General features: G+C 68.7%; 16 protein-coding genes and 1 tRNA gene. 10 read left to right on the plus strand and 7 right to left on the minus strand.

Features of this window, described 5'->3' with window-relative positions; genetic code table 11:
* The first annotated feature begins 140 nt into the window (after positions 1–140).
* The 4 genes from G3M62_RS10230 (at position 141) to G3M62_RS10245 (ending at position 7546) form a co-directional block, all read left to right on the plus strand.
* A complete protein-coding gene (locus G3M62_RS10230; RefSeq protein ID WP_165186729.1) occupies positions 141–3101 on the plus strand; it encodes a TonB-dependent receptor domain-containing protein in 2961 nt (986 codons plus the stop codon).
* Positions 3102–3171: 70 nt separating this feature from the next.
* The gene (locus G3M62_RS10235; RefSeq protein WP_165186731.1) at positions 3172–4125 is read left to right on the plus strand and encodes an ornithine cyclodeaminase family protein; all 954 of its coding nucleotides are present in this window, start codon (positions 3172–3174) and stop codon (positions 4123–4125) included.
* Between the two features lie 179 nt (positions 4126–4304).
* On the plus strand, positions 4305–5738 hold the full coding sequence (locus G3M62_RS10240) for a S10 family serine carboxypeptidase-like protein (RefSeq protein WP_246263548.1): 1434 nt from the start codon (positions 4305–4307) through the stop codon (positions 5736–5738).
* The gene (locus tag G3M62_RS10245) at positions 5735–7546 is read left to right on the plus strand and encodes a DUF885 domain-containing protein (protein WP_165186732.1); all 1812 of its coding nucleotides are present in this window, start codon (positions 5735–5737) and stop codon (positions 7544–7546) included. The genes G3M62_RS10240 and G3M62_RS10245 overlap by 4 nt, the downstream gene beginning before the upstream one ends.
* 202 nt (positions 7547–7748) lie before the next feature.
* Here the strand turns inward: G3M62_RS10245 and G3M62_RS10250 are convergent.
* From G3M62_RS10250 to G3M62_RS10260, 3 genes are all read right to left on the minus strand, one after another.
* Positions 7749–7823: transfer RNA gene (locus G3M62_RS10250), tRNA-Asn, on the minus strand.
* Between the two features lie 196 nt (positions 7824–8019).
* Positions 8020–10269 (minus strand): beta-glucosidase family protein, encoded by a 2250-nt coding sequence (locus G3M62_RS10255; RefSeq protein WP_165186734.1) that lies wholly within the window; start codon positions 10267–10269, stop codon positions 8020–8022.
* A gap of 101 nt (positions 10270–10370) precedes the next feature.
* The gene (locus G3M62_RS10260) at positions 10371–10781 is read right to left on the minus strand and encodes a hypothetical protein (RefSeq protein WP_165186735.1); all 411 of its coding nucleotides are present in this window, start codon (positions 10779–10781) and stop codon (positions 10371–10373) included.
* Positions 10782–11002: 221 nt separating this feature from the next.
* Here G3M62_RS10260 and G3M62_RS10265 point away from each other — a divergent pair, with 221 nt between their 5' ends.
* The 5 genes from G3M62_RS10265 (at position 11003) to G3M62_RS10285 (ending at position 18290) form a co-directional block, all read left to right on the plus strand.
* Positions 11003–12382: a DUF6880 family protein gene (locus G3M62_RS10265; protein ID WP_165186737.1), complete on the plus strand. Its 1380-nt coding sequence runs from the start codon at positions 11003–11005 to the stop codon at positions 12380–12382.
* Positions 12383–12484: 102 nt separating this feature from the next.
* A complete protein-coding gene (locus G3M62_RS10270) occupies positions 12485–13057 on the plus strand; it encodes a protein-L-isoaspartate O-methyltransferase family protein (protein ID WP_165186739.1) in 573 nt (190 codons plus the stop codon).
* Positions 13058–13230: 173 nt separating this feature from the next.
* A complete protein-coding gene (locus tag G3M62_RS10275; RefSeq protein ID WP_165186748.1) occupies positions 13231–14751 on the plus strand; it encodes a TolC family outer membrane protein in 1521 nt (506 codons plus the stop codon).
* Positions 14752–14868: 117 nt separating this feature from the next.
* Entirely contained in the window at positions 14869–15417 is a 549-nt protein-coding gene (popZ, locus tag G3M62_RS10280; RefSeq protein WP_165186750.1) for a pole-organizing protein PopZ, read from the plus strand.
* Positions 15418–15566: 149 nt separating this feature from the next.
* Positions 15567–18290 (plus strand): valine--tRNA ligase, encoded by a 2724-nt coding sequence (locus G3M62_RS10285; RefSeq protein ID WP_165186756.1) that lies wholly within the window; start codon positions 15567–15569, stop codon positions 18288–18290.
* 52 nt (positions 18291–18342) lie between these two features.
* Here G3M62_RS10285 and G3M62_RS10290 read toward each other — a convergent pair whose 3' ends face one another.
* The 3 genes from G3M62_RS10290 to G3M62_RS10300 form a co-directional block, all read right to left on the minus strand.
* Positions 18343–18693, minus strand: a complete 351-nt coding sequence (locus tag G3M62_RS10290) for a hypothetical protein (protein WP_165186757.1) — start codon at positions 18691–18693, stop codon at positions 18343–18345.
* Between the two features lie 145 nt (positions 18694–18838).
* Positions 18839–19357, minus strand: a complete 519-nt coding sequence (locus G3M62_RS26375) for a hypothetical protein (RefSeq protein WP_205691985.1) — start codon at positions 19355–19357, stop codon at positions 18839–18841.
* 134 nt (positions 19358–19491) lie between these two features.
* Positions 19492–20727, minus strand: a complete 1236-nt coding sequence (locus tag G3M62_RS10300) for a serine hydrolase domain-containing protein (protein WP_165186758.1) — start codon at positions 20725–20727, stop codon at positions 19492–19494.
* A 221-nt stretch (positions 20728–20948) separates the two neighbouring features.
* Between G3M62_RS10300 and G3M62_RS10305 the strand changes: the two genes are divergently transcribed.
* A complete protein-coding gene (locus tag G3M62_RS10305) occupies positions 20949–22724 on the plus strand; it encodes a class I adenylate-forming enzyme family protein (protein ID WP_165186759.1) in 1776 nt (591 codons plus the stop codon).
* Between the two features lie 136 nt (positions 22725–22860).
* Here the strand turns inward: G3M62_RS10305 and G3M62_RS10310 are convergent, their stop codons facing one another.
* Positions 22861–24366: an amidase family protein gene (locus G3M62_RS10310; protein ID WP_165186760.1), complete on the minus strand. Its 1506-nt coding sequence runs from the start codon at positions 24364–24366 to the stop codon at positions 22861–22863.
* Positions 24367–24413 lie beyond the last annotated feature (47 nt).

A 24413-nucleotide genomic window follows, 5' to 3' on the forward strand; every position in this document is an offset into this window, starting at 1 on the left:
AGAACGAAAAGATAAACTGTCCTCCTTGACCTAGCCTTATGGCGTGGAAACGACCTGACCGGCCGCTTGGCGGATCTGTCGGGCGATTTCCCTAGACGTCGCTTGGGGAAGAGCGCGTTCCAAAACCATAAGGGGGTACCATGCGAAACTCTTCGACCCGAGGCCGTCTTCTGGCCACGACGATCGTCAGCGGCGCGGCCCTGGCCGCCGTCTTCATGCCCGCGCTCGCCATGGCGCAGGAAGCATCCGAGACCGTCACCGAAGTGGTGGTCACCGGCTCGCGCATCCGTCGCGCCGAGACCACCACGCCGGCTCCGGTCACGGTGATCGGCCAGGAAGCCATCACCGAGCGGGGCTATGTCCAGGCCGGCGAAGCCCTGAACCAGGTCTCGTCGATCGCGCCGACCTACGGCCAAGCCGACGGCAGCGGTTCGGCGGCCGGCGCGGGTCAGCAGTTTCCCAACCTCTTCAGCCTCGGCTCGGGCCGCACCCTGACCTTGGTCAATGGTCGCCGCACCGTGACCTCGTCGTCCGGCCTGGGCGACCGCGTGGTCGACGCCAACATCATTCCGGTCGGGCTGATCAAGAACGTCGAGATCGTCCAGGGCGGCGGCGCGGCCGTCTACGGCTCGGACGCCATCGCCGGCGTCGTCAACTACATCCTGAAGGACGACTTCGAGGGTGTGGAGATGGACGCCCAGTACGGCATCTCCTCGCGCAACGACAACGAGAAGCCCAGCCTGCGCGTCACCGCCGGCAAGAACTTCGCCGAAGGCCGCGGCAACTTCGCCATCAACGCCGAATGGTCCAAGACCGACCCGCTGTACGACCGCGACCGGCCGCTGACCAACATGGGCCGCATCACCTATTCCAACCCGGCCGACGGCGGACCCAACGACGGCGTCTCGGCCTTGGCGCCGGCCACCAACGCCAAGTTCTACGCCTTCAACAACACCGGGGTGATCTTCACGACGCCGGCGCCGGTGCCGAACTTCTTCCTGCGTAGCGCCGGAACGCCCCAGCAGTTCACCGCGTCCGGCGATCTCGCGGCCTACAATCCGGGGACTTTCCTGACCGTTCCGTTCGCCAGCGGCGGCGATGGCTTCGCCTATCAGGACCTGGCGACGCTGCGCACCGGCGTCGAGCGCAAGAACTTCAACGCGCTGGGTCACTACGACATCAACGACCACCTGAAGCTTTCGGGTGAGCTGCTCTATTCGAACACGGTCGGCAAGGATCCCTACGGTTCGCTGGCGTCCAATACCGTGCTCAACGCTCCCGCGACCGGCTCGGGCTACATTCCGTTCTTCGCCACCAACCCGTATCTGAGCGCCACGACCCTCGCGACCTTGAAGGCGTCGAGCCCCAGCTTCGGCTTCGGCGCGCCGTTGTTCCTGTCCAAGGCCTGGACGGACCTGCTGCCGACCCGCGAGATCAAGTACACCACCGACACCTGGCGGGCGCTGCTGTCGCTGGAAGGCGACTTCAACCGCGCCGACCGCGACTTCTATTGGAGCCTGTCGGCCAGCCACGGCGGCACGGAAGGCACCCAGGCCGGCTGGGACGTCAACACCGCGCGGATGGCCAAGGCCGTCGCGGCGGTCAAGAACGGCGCGGGCCAGATCGTCTGCGGCGTCAACGCCGACGCCAACCCCGCCAATGACGACGCCGCCTGCGCCCCGTTGAACATCTTCGGTTCGGGCAATGTCAGCGCCGAGGCGCGAGCCTATGTCACCGCGCCCAGCGGCCAAGACTACAGCAACACCCAGGACGACGTCCTGGCCACCTTGGGCGGCGACCTGCTGAGCCTGCCGGCCGGCAAGGCCAAGTTCAGCGCCGCCTACGAGTATCGTCACGAGTGGGCGCGTTACACCCCGTTCGTCGCCGACCAACTGGGTCTCCTCGGGGCCGGCGTGGCCACCCAGGCGACCTCGGGCAAGTTCCACACCAACGAACTGTCGGGCGAAGTGCTGGTCCCGATCCTCGGCGGCGACTTCACGCTGCCGGGCGCCAAGCGACTGGAGTTCGACGGCTCGTACCGCTTCGTCGACCATTCGGTCGCCGGCAAGGAAAAGGTCTGGGGCGCGGGCCTGCAGTGGGAGGTCGTCTCCGGCCTGACCTTCCGTGGATCGCGCAGCCGCAACTTCCGCGCGCCGACCCTGGATCAGCTGTTCGCGCCGTCGCGCACGGCCCTGGGCGTGATCGAGAAGGATCCCTGCGATTCCGACCGCATCAACGCCGGTCCGGCCCCCGCCACTCGCCGGGCCAACTGCCAGGCGCTGTTCGCGGCCCATCCGGGCTATGGCCCGTTGGCGACGTTCCAGGATCCGGCGGAAAACTTCAACAACACGCTGATCACCACCGGCGGCAACCCCGACCTGAAGAACGAGATCTCCGACACCAAGACCCTTGGCGTCATCCTGCAGCCGACCTTCATCCCGGGCCTGACGATCATCGCCGACCGGATCGAGATCGACCTGACCAACGGGATTTCAGACTTCACCGCGGCCGACTTCCTGGCCACCTGCTACGACTCGAGCGCGCCGTCTCCGGGGGTGTGCGGCACGTTCACGCGTGACGCCAACGGCTACGTGTCTTCGGCCATGTCGACCACCTACAACGCCGGTAGCGTCAACTATCGGGGCGAGGTCTACAACATCAACTACCGCCTGCCGCTGGCCAACCTGTTCCCGAACCACGACTATGGGACCCTGGAGTTCGGCCTCGAGGCGACGCACAACACCCGCTACGAGACCTCGGTCACGGGCTTCGACGAAAGCCGCATCGACGGCACCGTCGAGATGCCCGACTGGCGCGGTCGCTTCGACCTGCGCTACTCGCGCGGCCCGCTGAAGCTCTACTACTCGGTCGACTACATGCCCGAGGCGCTGAGCGAATGGGGCGCGACGATCGAGACCACCCCGAACCCGACCCTGGCGGCCAACATCCGCCACAACATCTCGGGCTCGTATGACTTCGGCAAGTACACCGTGCGCGCCGGCGTCACCGACCTGACCGACGAGATGACCTCCTATCCCAGCCGTTCCTACGGCGACATCGCCGGTCGTCAGTTCTTCGTCGGATTGAACGCCCGGTTCTAGCCTGCCTCTCTGCCGGCCCCCGCCTCGCGCGGGGGCCTTTCTTTTTTCGTCGCGTTGAGGACGATCCCCCATGAGGTACATCGGCGCCTCCGAGGTTCGTTCGGGCCTGCCGTACGAGGTCTGCATTCCGGTCGTGCGCGAGGCGATGATCGCCTTTTCCGCCGGCCGGACCCGCCAGTTGCTGCGATCGATCATCCCCCTCGACCAGGGCCGGATGTTCGGCGTGATGCCGGGCGCGCTGGGCGGCGAGGATCCGTTCGGCGCCAAGCTGGTCAGCGTCTTTCCCGACAATGTCGCGCGAGGCGGCCAGTCGCACCAAGGCTTGGTCGTGCTGTTCGACGCCGCCAGCGGGCGGCCCGAATGGCTGGTCGACGCGGGGGAGATCACCGCCATTCGCACGGCGGCGGCCAGCGCCGTGGCCACCGACGCCCTGGCCCGCCCGGATAGCGCCGTCCTGGCCGTTCTCGGAACCGGCGAGCAGGCGAAGGCCCATGCCGAAGCCCTGTGCCTGGTTCGCCCTTTCGCCGAGATCCGCTTGTGGGGGCGCCGGCGCGAAGCGGCCGAACAATTGGCCCAAACGCTGAGCTTGACCCTGGACGCCCGCGTCAGCGTCGCCGACGACGTCGAGACGGCCGTGGCGGGCGCCGATGTCGTCTGCACGGTTTCAGGGGCGCGCGAGCCGATCCTGATGGGCCGCTGGCTGGCCAGGGGCGCTCACGTCAATCTGGTCGGCTCCAGCGTGGCGGGTCCGTCCGAGGTCGATCACGACGTGGTCGTTCGCGCCCGCTTCATCGCCGACAGCCGCGAGGGCGTGCTGGCCCAGGGGGCGGAATTCCTGCGCGCCAAGGCCGAGGGCCTGATCGACGACGACCACGTGGTCGGCGAGATCGGTCAGGTTCTGGCCGGCGACCTGGAAGGACGCCAGTCCGCCGACCAACTGACCGTCTACAAGTCGCTCGGCCACGTCGTGCAGGATCTCGCCGCGGCCAAGGCGCTGTGCGATGGCCTGAGGCCGCTGGGCTGACGCTCGCGTCTTATCCATGCGATGGCCTCTCGCGCCGCACATGAACGATGCGGAAGCCGCGACCGGAGCTTGGCGGTTCGAATAGAAATATCGCCCGGCGCGGCTAGGATAACACGGGTGAAAACAGCGTCGGATTGATCCTTCCAGGGACGGATCGTGGACGCCAGGGATGTATATCGGTGTCCATTCGAGTCCTGACCTTGATCGCGGCGTTCGTGCTGGGGCAAACCGGCCTGGCCCAGGCGCAAGCCGCGCCTGCGTCCGTTGAAACGTCCGACGAAACGCCCATCGCCTCGACCGCTCATCGCCTGGTGCTGGGCGGCAAGACCTTGCAATACACGGCGCGCACGGGGCGACTGCCGATCCGCGACCCGGCGACAGGCGCCGTTCACGGCTGGATGTACTTCGTCGCCTACAGCCGCCCCAGCAAGACGCCGCGCCCCGTGACCTTCATCTGGAACGGAGGGCCCGGAGCCAATTCGACCTTGCTGCACTTCGAAGCCTTCGGACCCCGGCGTCTGGACGGCGAGACGTTGCGCGACAACGCCGAGACCCTGCTGACCGACACCGACCTGGTGTTCGTCGATCCGATCGGAACGGGTTTCAGCCGAGCCGCCCAACCGGAGTATCAGCGAGAGTTCTACAGCACGCTGGGGGACATCGCCTCGGTCAGCCAGTTCGTGGAGACCTATCAGCGACGCTTCGTGGCCAAGGACGCGCCGGTGTTCCTGGCGGGCGAAAGCTACGGCGTCTGGCGCGCCGCCGGTGTCGCGGAGGCGCTGGAGAAGGCCGGCCGCAAGGTCGCCGGCGTGATGCTGATCTCGGGCGGGGTTCCGGTGGGGCAGACCGTGCCGCGCGAGGTGACGACGGCGCTCTACACGCCCAGCCGCGCCGCGGCGGCGACGGTTCTCGGCAAGGCCAACGCCGACCCGAAGGCGGTGCAAGCCTGGGCCCTCAACGTCTATGCGCCCGCCCTGGCGCGTCGTGACGCGCTGGAACCTGCCGAGCGGGCGGCCGTCATCGCCGACCTGGCGCGCTACACGGGCCTGCAAGCCGAGCAGATCGACCCCAAGACGCTGGCCCTCACGAACCGGCAGTATCTCGCGGCGCTGTTGAAGCCCCAGGTGCTGAACACCTTCGACATGCGCAAGATCGGTCCGGACGCCGACGGCGCGGCGAGGGTCGCGGTGATCGGCGGCTATCTGCGCGACGAACTGGGCTATCACACGAAGCTGCCCTATGCGGGCCTCGAGCCCGATCCGGCGGACACCAGCAAGTCGGTCGGCTCGCGATGGAATTACGACCAGGGCGACAATTCGCCCGCCTCGATGGCGGCGGCCATGGCCGGGGAGGGGCCGCCCGGCGGCGCTCAGCCCTGGGTTCGTCGCGCCATCGCCCTGGATCCCAAGCTGCGCGTCTTCGTGGCCGCCGGCCTCTATGACTCGCTCAACAGCTGTTCGGCCAACGACTACCTGCTTGGCCACATGGAGCCGAAGCTGGCCGAGGCCTTCACCGTCCGCTGCTATGCCGGCGGCCACATGATGTATCGCGACACCGCCGCCCGGATGCGGCTTAGCGCGGATGTCATCGCCTTTATCAAGGCTTCGCGATGAGACCCGATCGTCGCCAGCTCATGATCTCGGCGGCGGCCTTGTGCCTCTCGCCAGCCGCGCGCGCGGCTGGGTCCGGGACCGATGGCCTGACCCAGACCCTCGACCGGCTCTACGCCGAAGGCCTGGCGCGGTCGCCCGAACGGATCACTAGCCTGGGTCTGGACAAGCAGCCGGCCTACGCCTGGGCGCGATTGAAGCTGTCGGATCGATCCCCAGCCGCCGCCGAGCGCATGCGCGTCGCCCTGGCCGAAGATGTGGCGGCGCTGAAGCGTATCGATCGCGCCAAGCTCTCGGCGCGGGCCCGCAACACCCTCGACACCGTGACGTTCGATCGGCAGGTCTCGCTGGCGGGCGCCAAGCGCTTCTCCTACGGCGCGGTCGGCGATCCCAGCCCCTATGTCATCTCGCTGAACGCCGGAGCCTATCGCGGCGTGCCGGAGATGCTGGGCCGCCTCGAGATCAAGACTTCGGATGACGCCGAGGCCTATCTGGCGCGGCTGGAAGCCTATGGCGCGGCTCTGGATCAGGACACCGCGCGGTTCCGCGCCGACGCCGGATCGGGCGTGACGCCGCCCGACTTCCTGTACGACAAGGCCATCGCCGGTGTGACGGCCCAGGCCGGGGAGGGGGCGCAGGCCTCGAACCTGGTCAAGACCTTCGCCCGCAAGACCGCCGAAAGCGGCCTGGCCGGCGACTGGTCCGACCGCGCGAGCCGGGTTCTGACGCAAACCGTCCAGCCGGCGCTGGCCCGTCAGCTGGAGGCCCTCAACGCATCGCGTCCCAAGGCCGTCCACGACGCCGGTGTCGGTCGGCTACCGGACGGCGCGGCCTATTACGACTGGGCGATCCTTTCCAATACGACCACCAGGATCTCGGCCGACGAGGTTCATCGATTGGGTCTGGCGCAACTGGCCGAGGCCTCGGCCCGGGCCGACGAACTGCTCAAGGCGCAGGGCCTGACCCAGGGCGCGGTGGGCGCGCGCATCGGGGCGCTGAACGCCGATCCGCGCTTCCTCTATCCGGAAACCGACGAGGGGCGCGCCCGGCTGATGGCCCGCGTCGAAGGGCTGATCGCGGCGATGACCGCGCGCATGCCCCAGATGTTCGGACGCTTTCCCAAGCAGGCGGTCCAGGTGCGTCCGACGCCGCCCGACCAGGAGGCCGGCGCGCCCGGCGCCTACTACACGGCCGGCTCGGCCGATGGGAAACGCCCAGGGATCTACAACATCAACCTGCGCCTGGTCGGCGCCAGCCCCGACTGGCAGTTGCCGACCATCACCTTCCACGAGGCCATTCCGGGCCATCACCACCAGATCTCGATCGCGCGGGAAGCTGGCCCCGACGTGCATCCGTTGCTGCGCGACATGGGCTTCACCGCCTACCAGGAGGGCTGGGCGCTCTATGCCGAACAGCTCGGCGATGAGCTGGGCCTCTATGCCGACGATCCGTTCGGCAAGATCGGCTACTACCGGTCGATGCTGTTCCGCGCCGCGCGCCTGGTCGTCGACAGCGGCATCCACGCCAAGGGCTGGTCGCGCGAGCAGTCGATCGCCTATCTGGTCGACTACGTCGGCATGAGCCAGCGGGGCATGATCAGCGAGGTCGAGCGCTATTGCGCCTGGCCGGGCCAGGCCTGCGCCTACAAGATCGGTCATGCCCGATGGCAGGCTCTGCGCGAGCGGTCCCGCCAGCAACTGGGCGCGCGTTTCGACATCCGCGCCTATCACGACACCGTCCTGGCGGCCGGCGCCATGCCGCTGGACGTCCTGGACCGGTTCGTGGCCGATTGGACAGCGGCCCAAGCCTAGCGCCCAAGGCGAGGCGGCCTCGAAGACCGCGATCTTGCCGCAACGCGGGACGCTCAGCGTCCGCGATCGGCGCGCATGCGCCCGAACCCAGTCCAGGGCGCCGTTGATCAGAGCGTGGCGGGGATTGGGCCCGGATTGAAGAAGCGCTGCCCAGATACGAAAAATCCGGCCGTTAGGCCGGATTTCGTCTCAATGCCAGAGGTGGCTCCGCGGGTAGGATTCGAACCTACGACCAGCCGGTTAACAGCCGGCTGCTCTACCACTGAGCTACCGCGGAACAGGTCGCCTCAGGAAGAGGCCGGGTGATAGCCGCCGATTTGACTCGGTGCAAGCGCATTCGGACAAAAAAACAGCCCGGTCGGAGACCGGGCTGTGGAAAGTCAGTGATGGTGGGGTGTCTTCAAGAAAGACCAGTCGAAATTCGGCTTTTATGGTTAATCAGGCCTTAATTTCAGCTGCGACCAAATGGCCTCTCAGGGCTTCATCAGGCCGACGGGAAGGGATCGGGCGGCCACAGCGACCTGGGCCTTGGCGGCGGTGTCGCGCGACGAGGCGCCCAGGCTGACGGTGTAGTCGCCGGCCGCGATCGACCAGCCGTGGGCCTTTTCGTTCCAGGTGGCCAGCAGGCGCGGATCGATCGTCAGGCTGACCTCGGCGGTCGCGCCCGGCGCCAGTTCCAGCTTCCTGAAACCGGCCAGGCGTTGCGGAGCTTCCCAGCCGCCAGCCTTGGGCGAGACATAGACCTGCGGCACGGCCTTGCCGGTGCGCTTGCCGGTGTTCTTCACATCGAAGCTGACGGTCACGGCGCCGCCCTTGGCCTCGGCCTTGAGATTGTCATAGGCGAAGGTCGTGTAGGACAGGCCGTGGCCGAAGGCGAACAGCGGCTGATGGCCCTTCTTGTCGAACCACTTGTAGCCGACCGCCGCGCCCTCGATCGTGTAGTCGACCGTGAACAGGTCGTCGGGCTTCTTCGGATCGCCGTCCAGGGTGGGACGCGGAAGCTGGTCCAGGGCGGCGGGGAAGGTGACGGGCAGGCGGCCCGAGGCGTCGACCTCGCCGGTCAACACGCGGGCGATGGCCTCGCCGCCGTCCGAGCCCGGATACCAGGCCTCGACCACGCCGCCGACCTTGGACAGCCACGGCATCAGCACCGGGCCGCCGGTCTCCAGCACGACCACGGTCTTGGCGTTGGCGGTCGCCACGGCGTCGATCAGGGCGTCCTGGTCGTTCTCCAGGGTCAGCGGACTGTCGAAGGACTCGCCGTTCCACTGGGTGGCGAACACCAGGACCACGTCGCTCTCGGCCGCCAACTTGGCGGCGGCGGCCTTGTCCTTGCCGTCGGCGAAGCGGATGTCGGCGCCGGGCAGGCGGGCCTTCAACCCCTTCAGGGGCGAGGAGGGGAAGTAGATCATCGGACCCGGCCATGAGGCTGGGCCTTCGCCGGTCACCGCGCGGCCGCCGATCGGATAGACCTGTGAAGAGCCGCCGCCCGACAGCACGCCCACGTCGGCATGGCCGCCGATCACGGCGATCTTCTTGGCTGACGACAGAAGGGGCAGCAGGCTCCCGTCGTTCTTCAGCAGCACCACGCCTTCCTCGGCGTCGGCGCGGGTGACCTTGGCGTGGGCGGCGTAGTCGATGGCGGCGATCTTGACCGGCTTTTCGACCACGCCGCTGGCGAACAGGCCGCGCAGGATGCGGCGGGCCATGTCGTCGAGCCGGGCTTGCGGCACCTCGCCCTTGGCCAGGGCGTCCTTCAGCGGACCCTTGAAGAAGGGCTGCTTGTCGAAGGCGTCGCCGGCCGATTCCTGGTCGAGGCCGGCGTTGACCGCCTTGGCGCTGGAATGCACCGCGCCCCAGTCGGACATCACGTAGTTCTTGTAGCCCCAATCCTGCTTGAGGACCTTGGTCAGCAGGAAGTCGTTCTCGCAGGCGTAGTCGCCGTTGATCCGGTTGTAGGAGCACATCACCGAGTGCGGGTCGGAGGCCTCGATCGCGAACTGGAAGGCCAGCAGGTCGGAGGTGCGGGCCTCGGCCTCGCCGATCCGGGCGTCCAGGATGAAGCGGCCGGTCTCCTGGCTGTTCAGGGCGTAGTGCTTGACGGTCGAGACGATGGCGTTGGACTGGATGCCCTTGATCTGGGCCCCGACCATCTGGCCGGCCAGCCAGGGATCCTCGCCGCCATATTCGAAGTTGCGGCCGTTGCGCGGCTCGCGGGTCAGGTTGATCCCGCCGGCCAGCATGACGTTGAAGCCGGAGTCGCGCGCTTCCGACCCGATCATCGCGCCGCCGGCCTGGGCCAGCGTGGGGTTCCAGGTGGCGGTGGTGGCGATGCCGGCGGGCAGGGCGGTGCGCTCGCGCTTGTTGGGCTCGCCGCCCTGGGTGGCCACGCCGACGCCGGCGTCGGTCTGGAATTGGGCCGGGATGCCCAGGCGGGCGACGCCCGGCACGTAGCCGGCCGAACCGGGCAGGGCGTCCGGCGTGCGCGTATAGCGGGGCGGCATTTCGGCGCCGAAGAAGCCGAAGATGATCGTCAGCTTCTCGTCCTGGGTCATGGCCTTGAGCGCCGCGTCGGCGCGGGCGTCGGCGCCGAGCTTGGGGTCCAGCCAGGGACGGGCGGCCGGGGCGGCGGGCGCCTGGGCTTCAGCGGTGTGGGCGAGGGCGGCGGCGGACGCGCCGAGCATGAGGGCCAGGGCCAGGCCCCGCCAGGTTTGTCGGTTCATAAGTACCTCCCACTCGCTGTTGGCGCGGGCGTAAGCCCGCCCGGCGAAGCAAGCGATAACTCAGCCTGACAACGATGTCATGCGGCAGTGCGGTAGCGATTTCAGCGCCAGGTCTTGGCCTGGGTGATCGTGGCCGGCTCAGTCAGCAGGGCTTCGAGCGGCCGTCCGGCGACGGTGCAGGTCGCGCTCTTCACCGGCCCGTCGCCCGTGACTTTGCAGATCAAGGATTGGGAAAAGGCGGCCGCCATCAGGCGCTCGCGATCGGCGGGCAGGGCGGCGACGACGGACGAGATCCGCAGCGGGACCCACTGGTCAGGCGTGGGGCCCTGGGCGATGCAGAGGGTGCGGCCGTCGATCACGTGCAGGACGGGACCGGTGACGATCTGGCCGGCGGCGGGGGCCGGGGCGCGGCAGGTCTTTCCCAGGGACGTCTGGGCCAGGGCCGGCGCGCCGAAAGTCAGGACGGCCAAGGCGATGGCCGCCGCTCTCGCTCTCGCCCAACCCCTGGCCATGTTAACGAATCCTCTGAACGGGGACTCAACACGGTCGATGACGTCGTGTTCCACGCCGTGTCCCCCGAAACGACAGGTGTTTGCGCGGCGTTGCCAAGACGTCTCAGGCTGGCTGTTTCGTGGGCGATACGTCCGCACGGACCCGGCCTCCGTGCTAAGGAGGGACGCGGCGACTCGGGGCGCGCCGAAGGGACACGGACGGGAGAACTCCGCTGGCGACGGTGAAGCGTACGGGCTCGAAGAAGACCCTGACGACGGCCAATCTGGCCGCCCTGGGCGCCGAGCGGCTGGCCGACCTGCTGATCGACGTCGCCGAGGGCCACGCCCAGATCAAGCGCCGGCTGCGGTTGGAGCTGGCGGGCGAGATCGGTCCCGAGGACCTGGCCGCCGAACTGGCCAAGCGCATCGACTCCGTCGCCGACAGCCGCGCGCGCATCCACTGGCGCAAGCACAAGGAGTTCGTGCGCGAGCTCGACATGCAGCGGGCCCTGATCGTCGGGCGGCTGGCCGAGCTCGATCCGACCCTGGCTTTGCCGACGCTGTTGCGCTTCCTGGGCCTGGCCGAGGGCGTCTTCCACCGCACCGCCGACGCCAAGGGCGAGATCGAGGCGGTGTTCGACGCGGCCGTCGACGACGTGGCGGCCATCGCGTCCCAGGCCTTGCCTGATCCACGCGCGCTCGGGGATCAACTGCTGGACCTGCTTCTGCATGGTCGGGCGGGTCTGGGGCCGCGCGTTCTGAAGAACGCCTTGCCGGCGCTGGGCGCCGAGGGCGTGGCGGCGCTGCGGGCGCGGGTCGAGACCACCATGGCTTCGCAGAAGCGGGTCAGCGGCGCGTTGAAGGCGGCCGTCCAGGTGCTGGCCGACGCCCAGGGCGACGTCGATGGCTATGTCGCCCAGTTCACCGACTCCCAGGCCGTGCTGCCGCCGATCGGGGCGCAGATCGCCCGCCGGCTGACCGCCGCGGGCCGCTTCGACGAGGCCATCGCGGCGTTGGACCGCGCGACGCCCGGCTCGTTCGCTCAGTTGGTCGGCACGGTGCTGGGCCGCCCCACCTTGCCTGGTCCCGGCGCCCTGGACTGGGAAGACGCCTATATCGAGGTGCTGGAGGCGCGCGGGCAGGGCGATCTGGCCCAGGACATGCGCTGGTCCAGCTTCGAGCGCGGTCTGTCGGTCGAACGGCTGCGTGACTTCCTCAAGCGCCTGCCCGATTTCGATGACGTCGAGGCCGAGGACAAGGCCCTGGCCCACGCCGAGGACTTCCACGACCTGCACGCCGCCCTCGACTTCCTGATCCGCTGGCCGGCCTGGGACCGCGCCGCGCGGCTGGTGCTGCGTCGGCCTGGCGACCTGGACGGCGACCGTCCCGAACTGCTGGAGCCCGCCGCCAGGGCCATTGAAGGCCGCCACCCGTTGGCCGCCATCCTGCTGCTGCGCGCGATGATCTCCGACACCGCCCGCTACGCCCGCACCACCCGCTACAAGGACGCCCAGCGCCAGCTGCTGGAGGCCGCGTCCCTGGCCCCGGCCATCGCCGACTGGGACGGCCACGAGGACGCCGACGCCTTCGCCGCGAAGATCGCGGGCTACCGGCGTTGGTAGAGCCGCAGGCCAGCGTGAAAAGTCTCGCCAAAGCCCTGATTGCCTAGACGGGAGTGGCGGACCTATAAGCGGGCTGAAAATTCCAGCCCTTCGAGGGATTCCATGAGCTCCGATTTCGCGGCCGCGCGCCTGAACATGGTCGAAAGCCAGATCCGCACGGCCGACGTCACCGATCTGCCCTTGCAGGACGCCCTGCGTGTCGTGCCGCGCGAGGCCTGCGTGCCGGCCGGCAAGGGCTATCTGGCCTATGCCGACGCCGACGTCGAATACGCCCCCGGCCGTTGGCTGCTGCGCCCGCGCGAAGTGGGCAAGCTGCTGCAGCACCTGCGTCCGCGCGAAGGCGACAAGGCCCTGGCCATCGCGGCGCCCTACGCCGCCGCCGTGCTCGAGAAGATGGGCCTTGAGGTCACTCGCCTGGATGGCGAGGACCTGACCGCCGTGCCGGGCGCGAACTACGACGTGATCATCTGCGAAGGCGCCGTGCCGCGGGCGCCGGCCAGCTGGACCAAGGCCCTGGCCCAAGGCGGCCGTCTGGCGGTGATCGAGCGCGAAGGCCCCGTCGGCCGCGCCGTGATCTACGTCCAGGCCGAGGACGGCGTGGGCCGCCGCGCCGTTTTCGACGCCACCCCGCCGATGCTGGCCGGCTTCACGGTCGAACAAGGCTTTGCGTTCTGACCACTTCGGTCAAATACTAAAACGCAACGCCTGCGTGAAAAAAGCTTAACTAGCGGCCTATGGTCTCTCGCCTTACAGCCGGTCATACAGGGTGCGGGCGTCGCGCCCGGTCTGGGCAGGACTGCCCTGATCTGGGGTTTCGTGGGGCCAGAGGTTTCGTGGGGATGAACTTGATGTCGAATAGCCGCCGGGCCGCTTTGCTGGCCGCCGCTTGCAGCCTGGGTTTGATGGGAGGCCTGGTTTCGGTCGCCCACGCCGAGACGCTGACGGACGCCCTGGCCCTGGCCTATCAGACCAACCCCACGCTTCAGGCCCAGCGCGCCAACCAGCGCGTCACCGACGAGGGCGTGGTCCAGGCCAAGACGGCGTTCCGCCCGACGGTGAGCGCTTCGGCCGACGTCAACGCGGCGCGCACGGACATCGCCAAGCCCGGCACGACGACCGCCATCGTCAACGGGGCTCTCGCCCAGGTGCCCAACCCCGATCACGTCAACACCAGCGGCAGCGGGGCCAGCTTCGCCCTGGCCCAGCCGCTCTATACGGGCGGCCGCGCCTCGGCCAACCTGACCGCCGCCCAGGCCGACGTGCTGACCGGTCGCGAGGACCTGCGCAGCGTCGAGCAATCGGTGCTGGGCAACGTGATCCAGGCCTATGTCGACGTCCGCCGCGACCAGGAACGCCTGCGTATCGCCCAGGAGAACGTCAGCGTCCTGAACCGTCAGCTCGAGGAATCGAAGGCGCGCTTCGAGGTCGGCGAGATCACCCGCACCGACGTGGCCCAATCGGAAGCTCGCCTGGCCTCGGCCCAGGCCAGCCTGTCCTCGGCCCAGGCCATCCTGGCCGGCAGCCGCGCGGCCTACGCCGCCGTGGTCGGCCAGAACCCGACCGACCTAGCGCCCGAGCCGTCGCTGGCCGCCCTGTTGCCGACCAGCGTCGAGCAGGCCTTCGACCTCGTCGACAAGAACAATCCGCAGATCCAGGCCGCCCGTTACGCCCAGCAGGCCGCGGCCGCGCGGGTCGCGGTGGCCAAGGCCGCCTATCGTCCCACCGTCTCGGCCCGCGCGGGTCTGGGTTGGGACGCCGGCGACGGCACGATCAGCAACGGCAGCCAGTTCCGCGACTACGATCGCTCGCTGTCCGGCTCGATCACCGCCTCGGTGCCGATCTTCACCGGCGGCCTGAACAGCTCGCAAGTGCGCGCCGCGACCGAGCGCGAGAACGCCGCCCGCATCGCGGTCGAGGGCGCCCAGCGCTCGGCCCTGCAACAGATCTCAACCGCCTGGAACAACCTGCTGGCCTCGCGCGCCAACCTGGTCTCGAACGAGGAACAGGTCCGCGCCACCAAGATCGCCTTCGAGGGCGTGCGCCAGGAACAACAGGTCGGCCTGCGCACCACCCTGGACGTGCTGAACGCCCAGCTGGAACTGGCCAACGCCGAGGTCGCCCTGGTGGTGGCCCGCCGCGACGAATACGTGGCCAGCGCCAGTGTCCTGCAGGCCATGGGCGTGCTGAACATCGCCAACCTGTCGCCCGCCGTCGAGCGCTATGACCCGGTCAAGTCGTACGACAAGGTCAATCACGCCTTCGGTTGGGTGCCGTGGGAACCGGTCATCCAGGCCGTCGACAAGGTCGGCGCGCCGTCGACGGCGGTCAAAGCCTCGCCCGCCCAGGCCACGCCCGTGGCCGCCAAATAGGGCGAATTGGCGCGCCCCCAATCCTTGAGCTTGCTTAAGGCGCGCAAGTCTGCACCATCGCTGTAAGCGCTCGCCTGGGCGCTTACAGGATTCGTACCCCTTCGAGACGGCCCGCACATGTCCGACCAGAGCCCCCAAGAACCGACGATGGAGGAGATTCTCGCCTCCATCCGACGCATCATCTCGGAAGATGACGCGCCGGCGGAGGCCGCTCCGGCGCCCGAAGCTGAACCCGAAGCCGAACCCGAGTTCGTGGCCGAGGAAGCGCCGGCCGAGGACGACGTCCTGGAGCTGACCGATCCGATCGAACCGCCCGCGCCCGTCGAGAGCATGGGCGACATCGACGTCTATTCGCCGGAACCCGAGCCGGAGCCCGCGCCGCCGCCGCCTCCGCCCGCGGCCGAGCCGTCCACGATCCAGGGCTTCTCGCGCGACGAAGTGGCCGACAACCTGGTCGGCGACCACGCCGCCAGCCTAGCCGCCACGGCCTTCGGCAGCCTGAGCTCGGCCCTGCTGATGCCCAAGGACGGCCGCACCCTGGAAGACGTCGTGCGCGAACTGCTGCGCCCGCTGCTCAAGGAGTGGCTGGACCAGAACCTGCCGCGCATCGTCGAGACCAAGGTCGAGGAAGAAGTCCACCGCATCGCCCGCGGCCGCAGCGTATAATTCACCGTCATTGGCCGCTCGCGCGGCGGTGACGGTCTGGAAATCTGAAGGCGGTCGCTCCGGCGGCCGCCTTTTTCCGTCCAAATATCCCAGTTGACCCAAGGCCCACGGTTTCGCCGGACGCCCGCAGATGGCATACCCACCGCGCCATGCTTGAAAAGACCTTCGATCCCAAAGCCGTCGAGCCCCGTCTGTACGCCGCCTGGGAGGCCTCCGGGGCCTTCAAGCCGAGCGAAGCGCCCGGCGCCGAGTCGTTCACGATCGTCATCCCGCCGCCGAACGTCACCGGCAGCCTGCACATCGGCCACGCGCTGAACAACACGCTGCAGGACGTTCTGACGCGCTTCCACCGCATGCGCGGCAAGTCGGCCCTGTGGCTGCCAGGCACCGACCACGCGGGCATCGCCACCCAGATGGTGGTCGAGCGCCAGCTGGCCGCCGCCGGCAATATCGGCCGCCGCGAGATGGGCCGCGAGGCCTTCGTCGAGAAGGTCTGGGAATGGAAGGCCGAGAGCGGCGGGGCGATCACCAACCAGCTGCGCCGTCTGGGCGCCAGCTGCGACTGGTCGCGCGAGCGCTTCACCCTGGACGAGCGCCTGTCGGCCGCCGTCCGCAAGGTGTTCGTCCAGCTCTACAAGCAGAACCTGCTCTACCGCGACAAGCGCCTGGTCAACTGGGATCCCCAGTTCCAGACCGCCATCTCCGACCTCGAGGTCGAGCAAAAGGAGGTCGACGGCGCCTACTGGCACTTCGCCTATCCGCTGGCCGACGGCGTGACCTTCCAATACCCGATCGCCTTCGACGAGGACGGCAAGGCGACCGAGTTCGAGACCCGCGACTTCATCGTCGTGGCCACCACGCGTCCGGAAACGATGCTGGGCGACACCGCCGTGGCCGTCCATCCGTCGGACGAGCGCTACAAGGACCTGGTCGGCAAGGACGTGATCCTGCCGATCGTCGGCCGCCGCATACCGATCGTCGCCGACGACTACGCCGACCCGACCAAGGGCTCGGGGGCGGTCAAGATCACGCCCGCCCACGACTTCAACGACTTCCAGGTCGGCAAGCGCCACGGCCTGCCGTCGATCAACATCCTGACGCCCGACGCGCGCCTCAACGACGAGGTTCCGGAAGCCTATCGCGGTCTCGACCGCTTCGTGGCCCGCAAGGCCATCGTCGCCAAGGCCGAGGAAGACGGCTGGCTGCGCGAGATCGAGAAGACCAAGCACATGGTCCCGCACGGCGACCGCTCGGGCGTGGTCATCGAGCCGTACCTGACCGACCAGTGGTACGTCGACGCCAAGACCCTGGCCCAGCCCGCCCTGAAGGCGGTGGAGGAGGGCGCGACCGTCTTCGAACCCCGCCACTGGGAAAAGACCTACTTCGAGTGGCTGCGCAACATCGAGCCCTGGTGCGTCTCGCGCCAGCTGTGGTGGGGTCACCGCATCCCGGCCTGGTTCGGCCCGGACGGCCACATCTTCGTCGAGGAGACCGAGGAGGAGGCCCTGGCCGCCGCCATCCTGCACTATGGCGATGAAGCCCCGATCCTGAAGCGCGACGAGGACGTCCTCGACACCTGGTTCAGCTCGGCCCTGTGGCCGTTCTCGACCCTCGGCTGGCCCGAGAAGACCGAGGACCTGGCCAAGTTCTATCCGACCAGCACCCTGGTCACCGGCTTCGACATCATCTTCTTCTGGGTGGCCCGGATGATGATGATGGGCATCCACTTCATGGGCGAAGTTCCGTTCAAGCAGGTGTTCATCAACGCCCTCGTCCGTGACGAGAAGGGCGCCAAGATGAGCAAGTCCAAGGGCAACGTGATGGACCCGCTGGTCCTGATCGACGAGCTGGGCTGCGACGCGGTGCGCTTCACCATGACGGCGATGTCGGGCCAGGCCCGCGACATCAAGCTGAGCAAGCAACGCATCGAAGGCTACCGCAACTTCGGCACCAAGCTGTGGAACGCCTCGCGCTTCGCCCAGATGAACGAGTGCGTCCGCGTCGAGGGCTTCGACCCGTCGACCGTGCGGCAGCCGATCAACAAGTGGATCCGCGGCGAGACGGTCAAGACCGCCATCGAGGTGACCCGCGCCCTGGAGGCGCCGTCGTTCGACGCCGCCGCCACCGCGCTCTACCGCTTCATCTGGAACGTGTTCTGCGACTGGTACCTGGAGCTGGCCAAGCCGATCCTCAATGGCGACGACGCCGAGGCCAAGGCCGAGACCCGCGCCACGGCCGCCTGGGCGCTGGACGTGATCCTCAAGCTGCTGCACCCGGTCATGCCGTTCATCACCGAGGAGCTGTGGGACAAGACCGCCGAGTTCGGCGCGCCCCGCGAAGGCATGCTGATCGTCGAGAAGTGGCCCGAGCTGCCGGAAAGCTGGATCGACCCGGAGGCCGAGGCCGAGATCGGCTGGCTGGTCGACACGGTCGGCGAAATCCGCTCGATCCGCGCCGAGATGAACGTGCCGCCGGGCGCCAAGCCGCCGCTGTCGGTGATCGGCGCCAACGCCGAGACCAAGGCCCGGCTGGCGCGTCACCGCGACCTGCTGCTGACCCTGGCGCGCCTGGACAGCGCCCGCGAGGCCGACGCGGCCCCGGCGGGTTCGGTTCCGATCGTGCTGGGCGAGGCGACCGGCGCCCTGGCCATCGCCGAGTTCATCGACCTGACGGCCGAGAAGGCTCGCCTGACCAAGGAAATCGCCGGCCATGTCGGCGAGATCGAGAAGACGGCCAAGAAGCTGAACAACCCCGACTTCCTGGCCCGCGCCAAGGAAGAGGTGGTCGAGGAAAACCGCGAGCGTCTCGCGGAAGCCGAAGCGGCGAAGGCCAAGCTGGAAGCGGCGCTCGCGCGGCTGGAAGCGGTGGGCTAGGGCAGGGCTGGGGACACACGCAGGCATGTGTCCCCGTCAGCGCTCCGGGCGCTTACTTCTTCGCGCCGCCCAGCATGCCTTCGATCTCGGCCTTGCTGGCGTTGATCAGGGTTGCGCCGTCGCGGACGGCCAGGTTGGCGACGTCCACGGCGAAGGTCTTGTCGTCCATCTTGATGGTGGCTATCGCCTTACCGGTGGCGTCCGGCTTGACCTCGGCGACCGAGCCGATCGTGGCGCCGGTGTTGTCCTTGACCGGCTGGCCGGCCGTCACGGGCGCGGCGGCGGCAGGCGCCGGAGCGGTCGCCGCGGCCGGATCCTGAGCCGGGGCGGCGGTCTGGGCCAGGGCGGGGGCGGCGGTGGCGAGCGCCAGGGCGGCGGCGGCGAAAGTCAGCAATGAACGCATTCAATTTCCCATCTGTCGAAACGTCTCCCCGACGTCTCGTTACGCTGCCGCGACTTTGGGGCGTCGGCTGGACGCTGATGCGGTCAAAATGGGTCCGGGTTTGAACGCGGTTCGCTCAGTGGCCGGGTTGGGCCGGCGACCGGGATCAGCAGGGAATCCAGTTGTAGCGGTCGTTGGCGACGTCCCAGGACCACGAGCCGCAGGCCGCCGGGGCGTTGGCTTGAGCGGGCGGCGCCTCGTCATAGGCCGGCGGCGGACCGTCCGCGCGGTCGTCGTAGACCGTTTCGGAGCGCTCGATGACCACCGACGGTCCGCTGTAGTAGCTGGGATAGCCGTAATAGGCGGGATAGCCGCCGTACCCGTACGGATAGGCGTAGGCGCCGCCCAGGGCCAGGCCGAGACCGACGCCGCCGAGATAGCCGTATCCCCAGCCGCCATAGCCGTAGCCGCCGCGACCATAGCCATAACCGCCACGGCCATAACCGCCGTATCCCCCGCCATGGTAGCCGCCGCCGTGGTAACCACCTCCGCCATGATAGCCGCCACCACCGTGGCCACCGCCGCCGTGGCCGCCATGCGATTGGGCCTGAGCCAGCGACGGCATGGCCGCCAGGGGCGCCGCCAGCAGGCTGACGGAAGCGAGCGCGGTTAGAAGGGTTTTCATCTGGACCTCTCCATGAGGCCGAGGGTCACTATGGCCGACAGCCAGGTCGTCGACGCCTCAGCGCCGCGACCCCCTCAAGATAGGAACGGCCGGCCTTCGACGGAAGCGCGCCACGCCGGAAACCCGCGAAACCTTCAACGGCCGTAGACGGCGTCGCGAACCTGGGTCGTGAAGGGGCCGTTCATGCCTTCGAACGCGGTGTCGGTCATGATCACCACCGTCAGGCGGTTCTTGGGATCCACGAACCAGTTGTGGCCGTAGACGCCGCCCCAGGCCAGCGTGCCCACGCCCTGGGGGGTCTTGGCGACGGCGGGATCGTCCAGCACCGCCCAGCCATAGCCGAAGCCCCAGCCGGGCCCTTGCGTCGCCGCCTGAGGGCCGACCTGGTCCTTCATCATCTCGGTCACGGTCGCGGCCTTGAGGATCGGCGCGCCGCCCTGGCGCAGGGTTTCCAGCAGGGTCAGCACGTCGCCGGCCGAGCCGACCATGCCCGCGCCGCCGGAGGGGAAGGCGGTCTTGTCCAGGGCGCGGCCCGGGGCGAAGCGCACGGCGGTGCCACCGATCGGGACGTCCAGGTTGTCGGTCATCCGCCTGGGGGCGGGTTGGGCGTTGTAGTAGGCCGCGGTCAGGCGGGCCGGATCACGCGCGACAAAGCCGGTGTCCTTCAGGTCCAGCGGCTGGGTGACCGTTTCGGCGACGACTTCGGACAAAGGCTTTCCGGTCGCCTTCTCGGCCACCGAGCCCAGCACGTCGATGGCCAGCGAATAGCGCCAGGCCGAGCCGGGCGGGAAGGCGAGGGGCGCCTGGCCCAGCCGGCGCATGTTCTCGTCCAGCGTGAGGCCCGACAGGTCGATGCCGTCGGAGACGCCCAGCTGATGGTAGGGGTGCGAGGCCGTCTCGGCCAGGCCGTAGGTCAGGCCGCTGGTGTGGGTCAGCAGCTGGCGCAGGGTGATGACCGGGGTGGTCCCGTCGGCCAGCTTGGGCTTGAAGTCCGGCAGCCATTTGGTCACCGGATCGTCGAGGTTCAGCACGCCATTCTCGACCAGCTTCATGATCGCGGCGCTGACGAACGGCTTGGTCACCGAGGAGAAACGGAAGATCGCGTCCTCGCGCATCGGCCGGCCCGCCTCGCGATCGGCCAGGCCCGCCGCGCGGTGGTAGACGATCTTGCCGTCGCGAGCGACCAGCACGACGGTCCCGACCAGCCGATGCTCGGCGAGAGCGGCGTCGACCACCTTGTCCAGCCGGGCCGCCAGGGCCGCGTCGGGCGCGGCGGCGGCGGCGACGGGCACGGGCGGCGGCGCGGCCAGGCCCGGAGAGGCCAGCGCCAGGCCGGCGGCGAAGGCCAGGCTCGAGATCCACGGACGCATGCGACGACTCCTTGTTCCGAGCCTTGACGTAGGGTGATCCTCGGGAAGCGACAAGCGTGTCGGTCGACGGCGCCCCGACGTCATCGCGCAAAATCGTCGCCTAGGTTATCAATGTTCCCTTATGTTCGAACAGACGTTTGCATCGGGCTTCGGCCTGTGCTTTCTCAGCGATCGAACGCGCTCGTCCAGCGAAGCGCGGCACACACTCCGGGAGAGTAACGATGACCCAGGCCGCGCCCGCGCCGACCCCCACCCAAGCTCCCACCGCCATTCCCTGGCCCGCCATGTCGGTGAAGCAGGCCTACGCCATGATCACCGCGCCCGGCTCGCCCGGCGAGATGGACGAGATCGAGATCCGGGGCGTGAAGACCCGGGTCTGGAAGAACTGCCCGCCCACCCTGCGCGAGACCCTGATGATGGGCCGCACGCATGGCGACAAGATCTATCTGGTCCACGAGGACGAACGGGTCAGCTTCGAGGCCTTCTACCGCGCCGTGACGGTGTTCGCCGCCGAGCTGGAAGCGGCCGGCGTCAAGAAGGGCGACCGGGTCGCCGTGATCATGCGCAACCTGCCCGAATGGCCGGTGGCCTTCTATGCGGGCCTGTCGATCGGCGCGATCATGACCCCGCTGAACGCTTGGTGGACCGGCCAGGAACTGGAGTACGGCCTGGTCGACAGCGGCGCCTCGGTGGCGATCATGGACGTCGAGCGCTTCGAGCGCCTGGCCGAGCATTTCGACAACTGCCCCGACCTGAAGCGCGTCTATGTCAGCCGCTCCAAGGAGGACATCGCCCATCCGTACGTCAAGCGGCTGGAGTCGGTGATCGGCTGCCCCAACGACTGGATCAAGCTGGACGAGAAGCCGCTGTCGACCGTGGCCCTGGGCCCGGAGGACGACGCGACGATCTTCTACACCTCGGGCACGACCGGTAAGCCCAAGGGCGCCCTGGCCACCCACCGCGCGGTCAACAGCAACATCTTCGCCTCGGCCGCCGCCAGCGCCCGCGGCTTCCTGCGACGCGGCGAGGCGCCGCCCCAGCCCGATCCCAGCCTGCCGCAGAAGGGCTCGCTGATCTCGGTGCCGTTCTTCCACGCCACCGGCTGCTTCGCGGTGATGAATCCCTCGCTGTTCGCCGGAGCCAAGCTGGCCATGATCCGCAAGTGGGACCCGGAAAAGGCCATGCAGCTGATCCAGGACGAGAAGCTGACCCAGATGGGCGGCGTGCCGACCATCGCCTGGCAGATCATCGAGCATCCGCGCCGGGAGGAATACGACCTGTCCTCGCTCGACACCGTGGCCTATGGCGGCGCGCCGTCGGCGCCGGAACTGGTGCGCAAGATCAAGGAGCTGTGGCCCAAGTCCTCGCCGGGCAACGGCTGGGGCATGACCGAGACCTCGGCCACGGCCACCAGCAATTCGGCCGAGGACTACGAGAACCGTCCCGACAGCTGCGGCCCGGCCGTGCCGGTCACCGACCTGAAGATCATGACCCTGGAAGCGCCCTACAAGGAGCTGCCGACCGGCGAGGTCGGCGAGCTGTGGTGCAAGGGGCCGCAGGTAGTGAAGGGCTATTGGAACAAGCCCGAGGCCACCGCCCAAACCTTCATCGACGGCTGGGTGCGCACGGGCGACCTGGCGCGTCTGGATGAAGAGGGCTTCTGCTACATCATCGACCGGGCCAAGGACATGCTGATCCGGGGCGGCGAGAACATCTACTGCATCGAGGTCGAGAACCTGCTCTACGAGCACCCGGCGGTGATGGACGCCGCCCTGGTCGGGATTGAGCACAAGACCCTGGGCGAGGAGCCCGCCGCCGTCGTGACCCTGAAGCCCGGCGCGGAAGCCACCGAGGCCGAACTGCGCGCCTTCGTCGCCGACCGCCTGGCCGCCTTCAAGGTGCCGGTGAAGGTGGTGTTCTGGCCCGAGACCCTGCCGCGCAACGCCAACGGCAAGATCATGAAGAACGAGCTGAAGAAGGTGTTCGTGGAGGGGTGACGCTGAAGTGTCTTTCCCTCCCCCTTGCGGGGAGGGTGGCCCCGAAGGGGTCGGGTGGGGTTTGATGAGGCAGCAGACCCCACCCACCAGCTTCGCTGGTTCCCCCCTCCCCATAAAGGGGAGGGAAGATCCGAAATCAGACGCTCACCGGAGGCTTCCGCCCCGCCCACGGCTGGGCGGCCTCCAGCTCATAGGCCAGCGCCAGCAGCATCCGCTCCGACCCCGCTCGCCCGCCGAACTGGACGCCCACCGGCAGGCCGTCGGCCGTCCAATGCAGGGGCACGCTCATCGACGCCGCCCCGGCCACGTTGTGCAGGGTGGTGTAGCCCACATAGGCGTTGAGCCGCTCGGTCAGGGTGGGGATGTCGACCGTTCCCGTCACCCAGCCCAGCGGAGCCGGCGGCAGACCCAGAACGGGCGAGACGATCACGTCGTAGCGCTCGAACCAGCGATCATAGGCCTGGCCCGCCGCGGTCAGGTTGGCCACGGCCTTCCGCAGGCCGTCGGGCGGCATCTGGCCGACCAGGTCGGCCATGGCCAGGGTGAAGGGCTCCAGCAGGCTGTCGTCCGGCCGCCGGCCGATCGCCTTGCCGACCGCGTCGACCAGTTCGGCCGCGCCGCTGGCCCACAGAGCCAGGAAGTCCTGACCGAAGGCCGGACCGTCCACCGGCCATGTGGTCGGCTCGACGGTGTGGCCCAGCGACTGCATCAGCTTGGCGGCGTTCTCGGCGGCGGCGCGGACCTCCGGATGGGGCTGGGCGCCGAGCATGGTTTCGACCACCAGCCCGACCCGCAGCCGCCGCTTGTCGGGACCCGTCACCAGGCCGACGGGGGCGAAGACCTTGTCGTCGCCGTGGCGCTCGGTCGCCGCCAGCAGGGTGGCGCTGTCGCGGACGCTGTGGCTGACGCAGTGATAGACCGACAGGTCGATCCCGCGCGTGGCGGGCCGGCCCAGCACCATCCGGCCGCGCGAGGGCTTCAGGCCGAACAGGCCGCAATTGGACGCCGGGATGCGGATCGAACCGCCGCCGTCGCTGGCGTGGGCGAAGGGGGTGACGCCCGCGGCGGTGGCCACCGCCGCGCCGCCGGACGAGCCGCCGCTGGAATGGGCGGGGTTCCAGGGATTGCGCGTCGGCGGGAAACCCTCGGGCTCGGTGGTCGGCAGGAAGCCGTATTCCGGCGTCGACGACTTGCCGATGACGATCAGCCCCGCCTTGTCGAAACAGTCGACATAGCCGTCCTGGGTCTTGGCCGGCGGGTTGCGGAGCATGGCGCGCGAGCCGCTGTAGGTGGGCAGGCCGACATAGTCGTCCAGGTCCTTGACCAGGAACGGCACGCCGGCGAATGGGCCGGCCGCTTCGGCCTTTCCCGCGTCGAGGCGCTTGGCCTTGTCGATGGCGCGGTCGAAGTCGGGCGTGACCAGGAAGCCAAGCTTGGGCTGCAACGCCTCGGCGTCGCGCACGGCCTTTTCGGTGACCTCCAGCGCGCTGACCTCCTTGCGTCGGATGCGGCCGGCGATCTCGACGGCGTCGGGCGTCCAGGGCGCGGAAGCGGCGGTGACCGGCTTGGCTTCGGCCTTGGAAGCGGCGGCGGCGATCGTCGCGGCGGCGGCGGCCGTCAGGCCCTGGCGTCTGGACATCATGCGATTCCCCCTGGTTCCGACGTCTGGAGCGCGTCGGTGATCAGTGT

This window comes from Caulobacter soli, from assembly GCF_011045195.1.
Lineage (GTDB): Bacteria > Pseudomonadota > Alphaproteobacteria > Caulobacterales > Caulobacteraceae > Caulobacter > Caulobacter soli.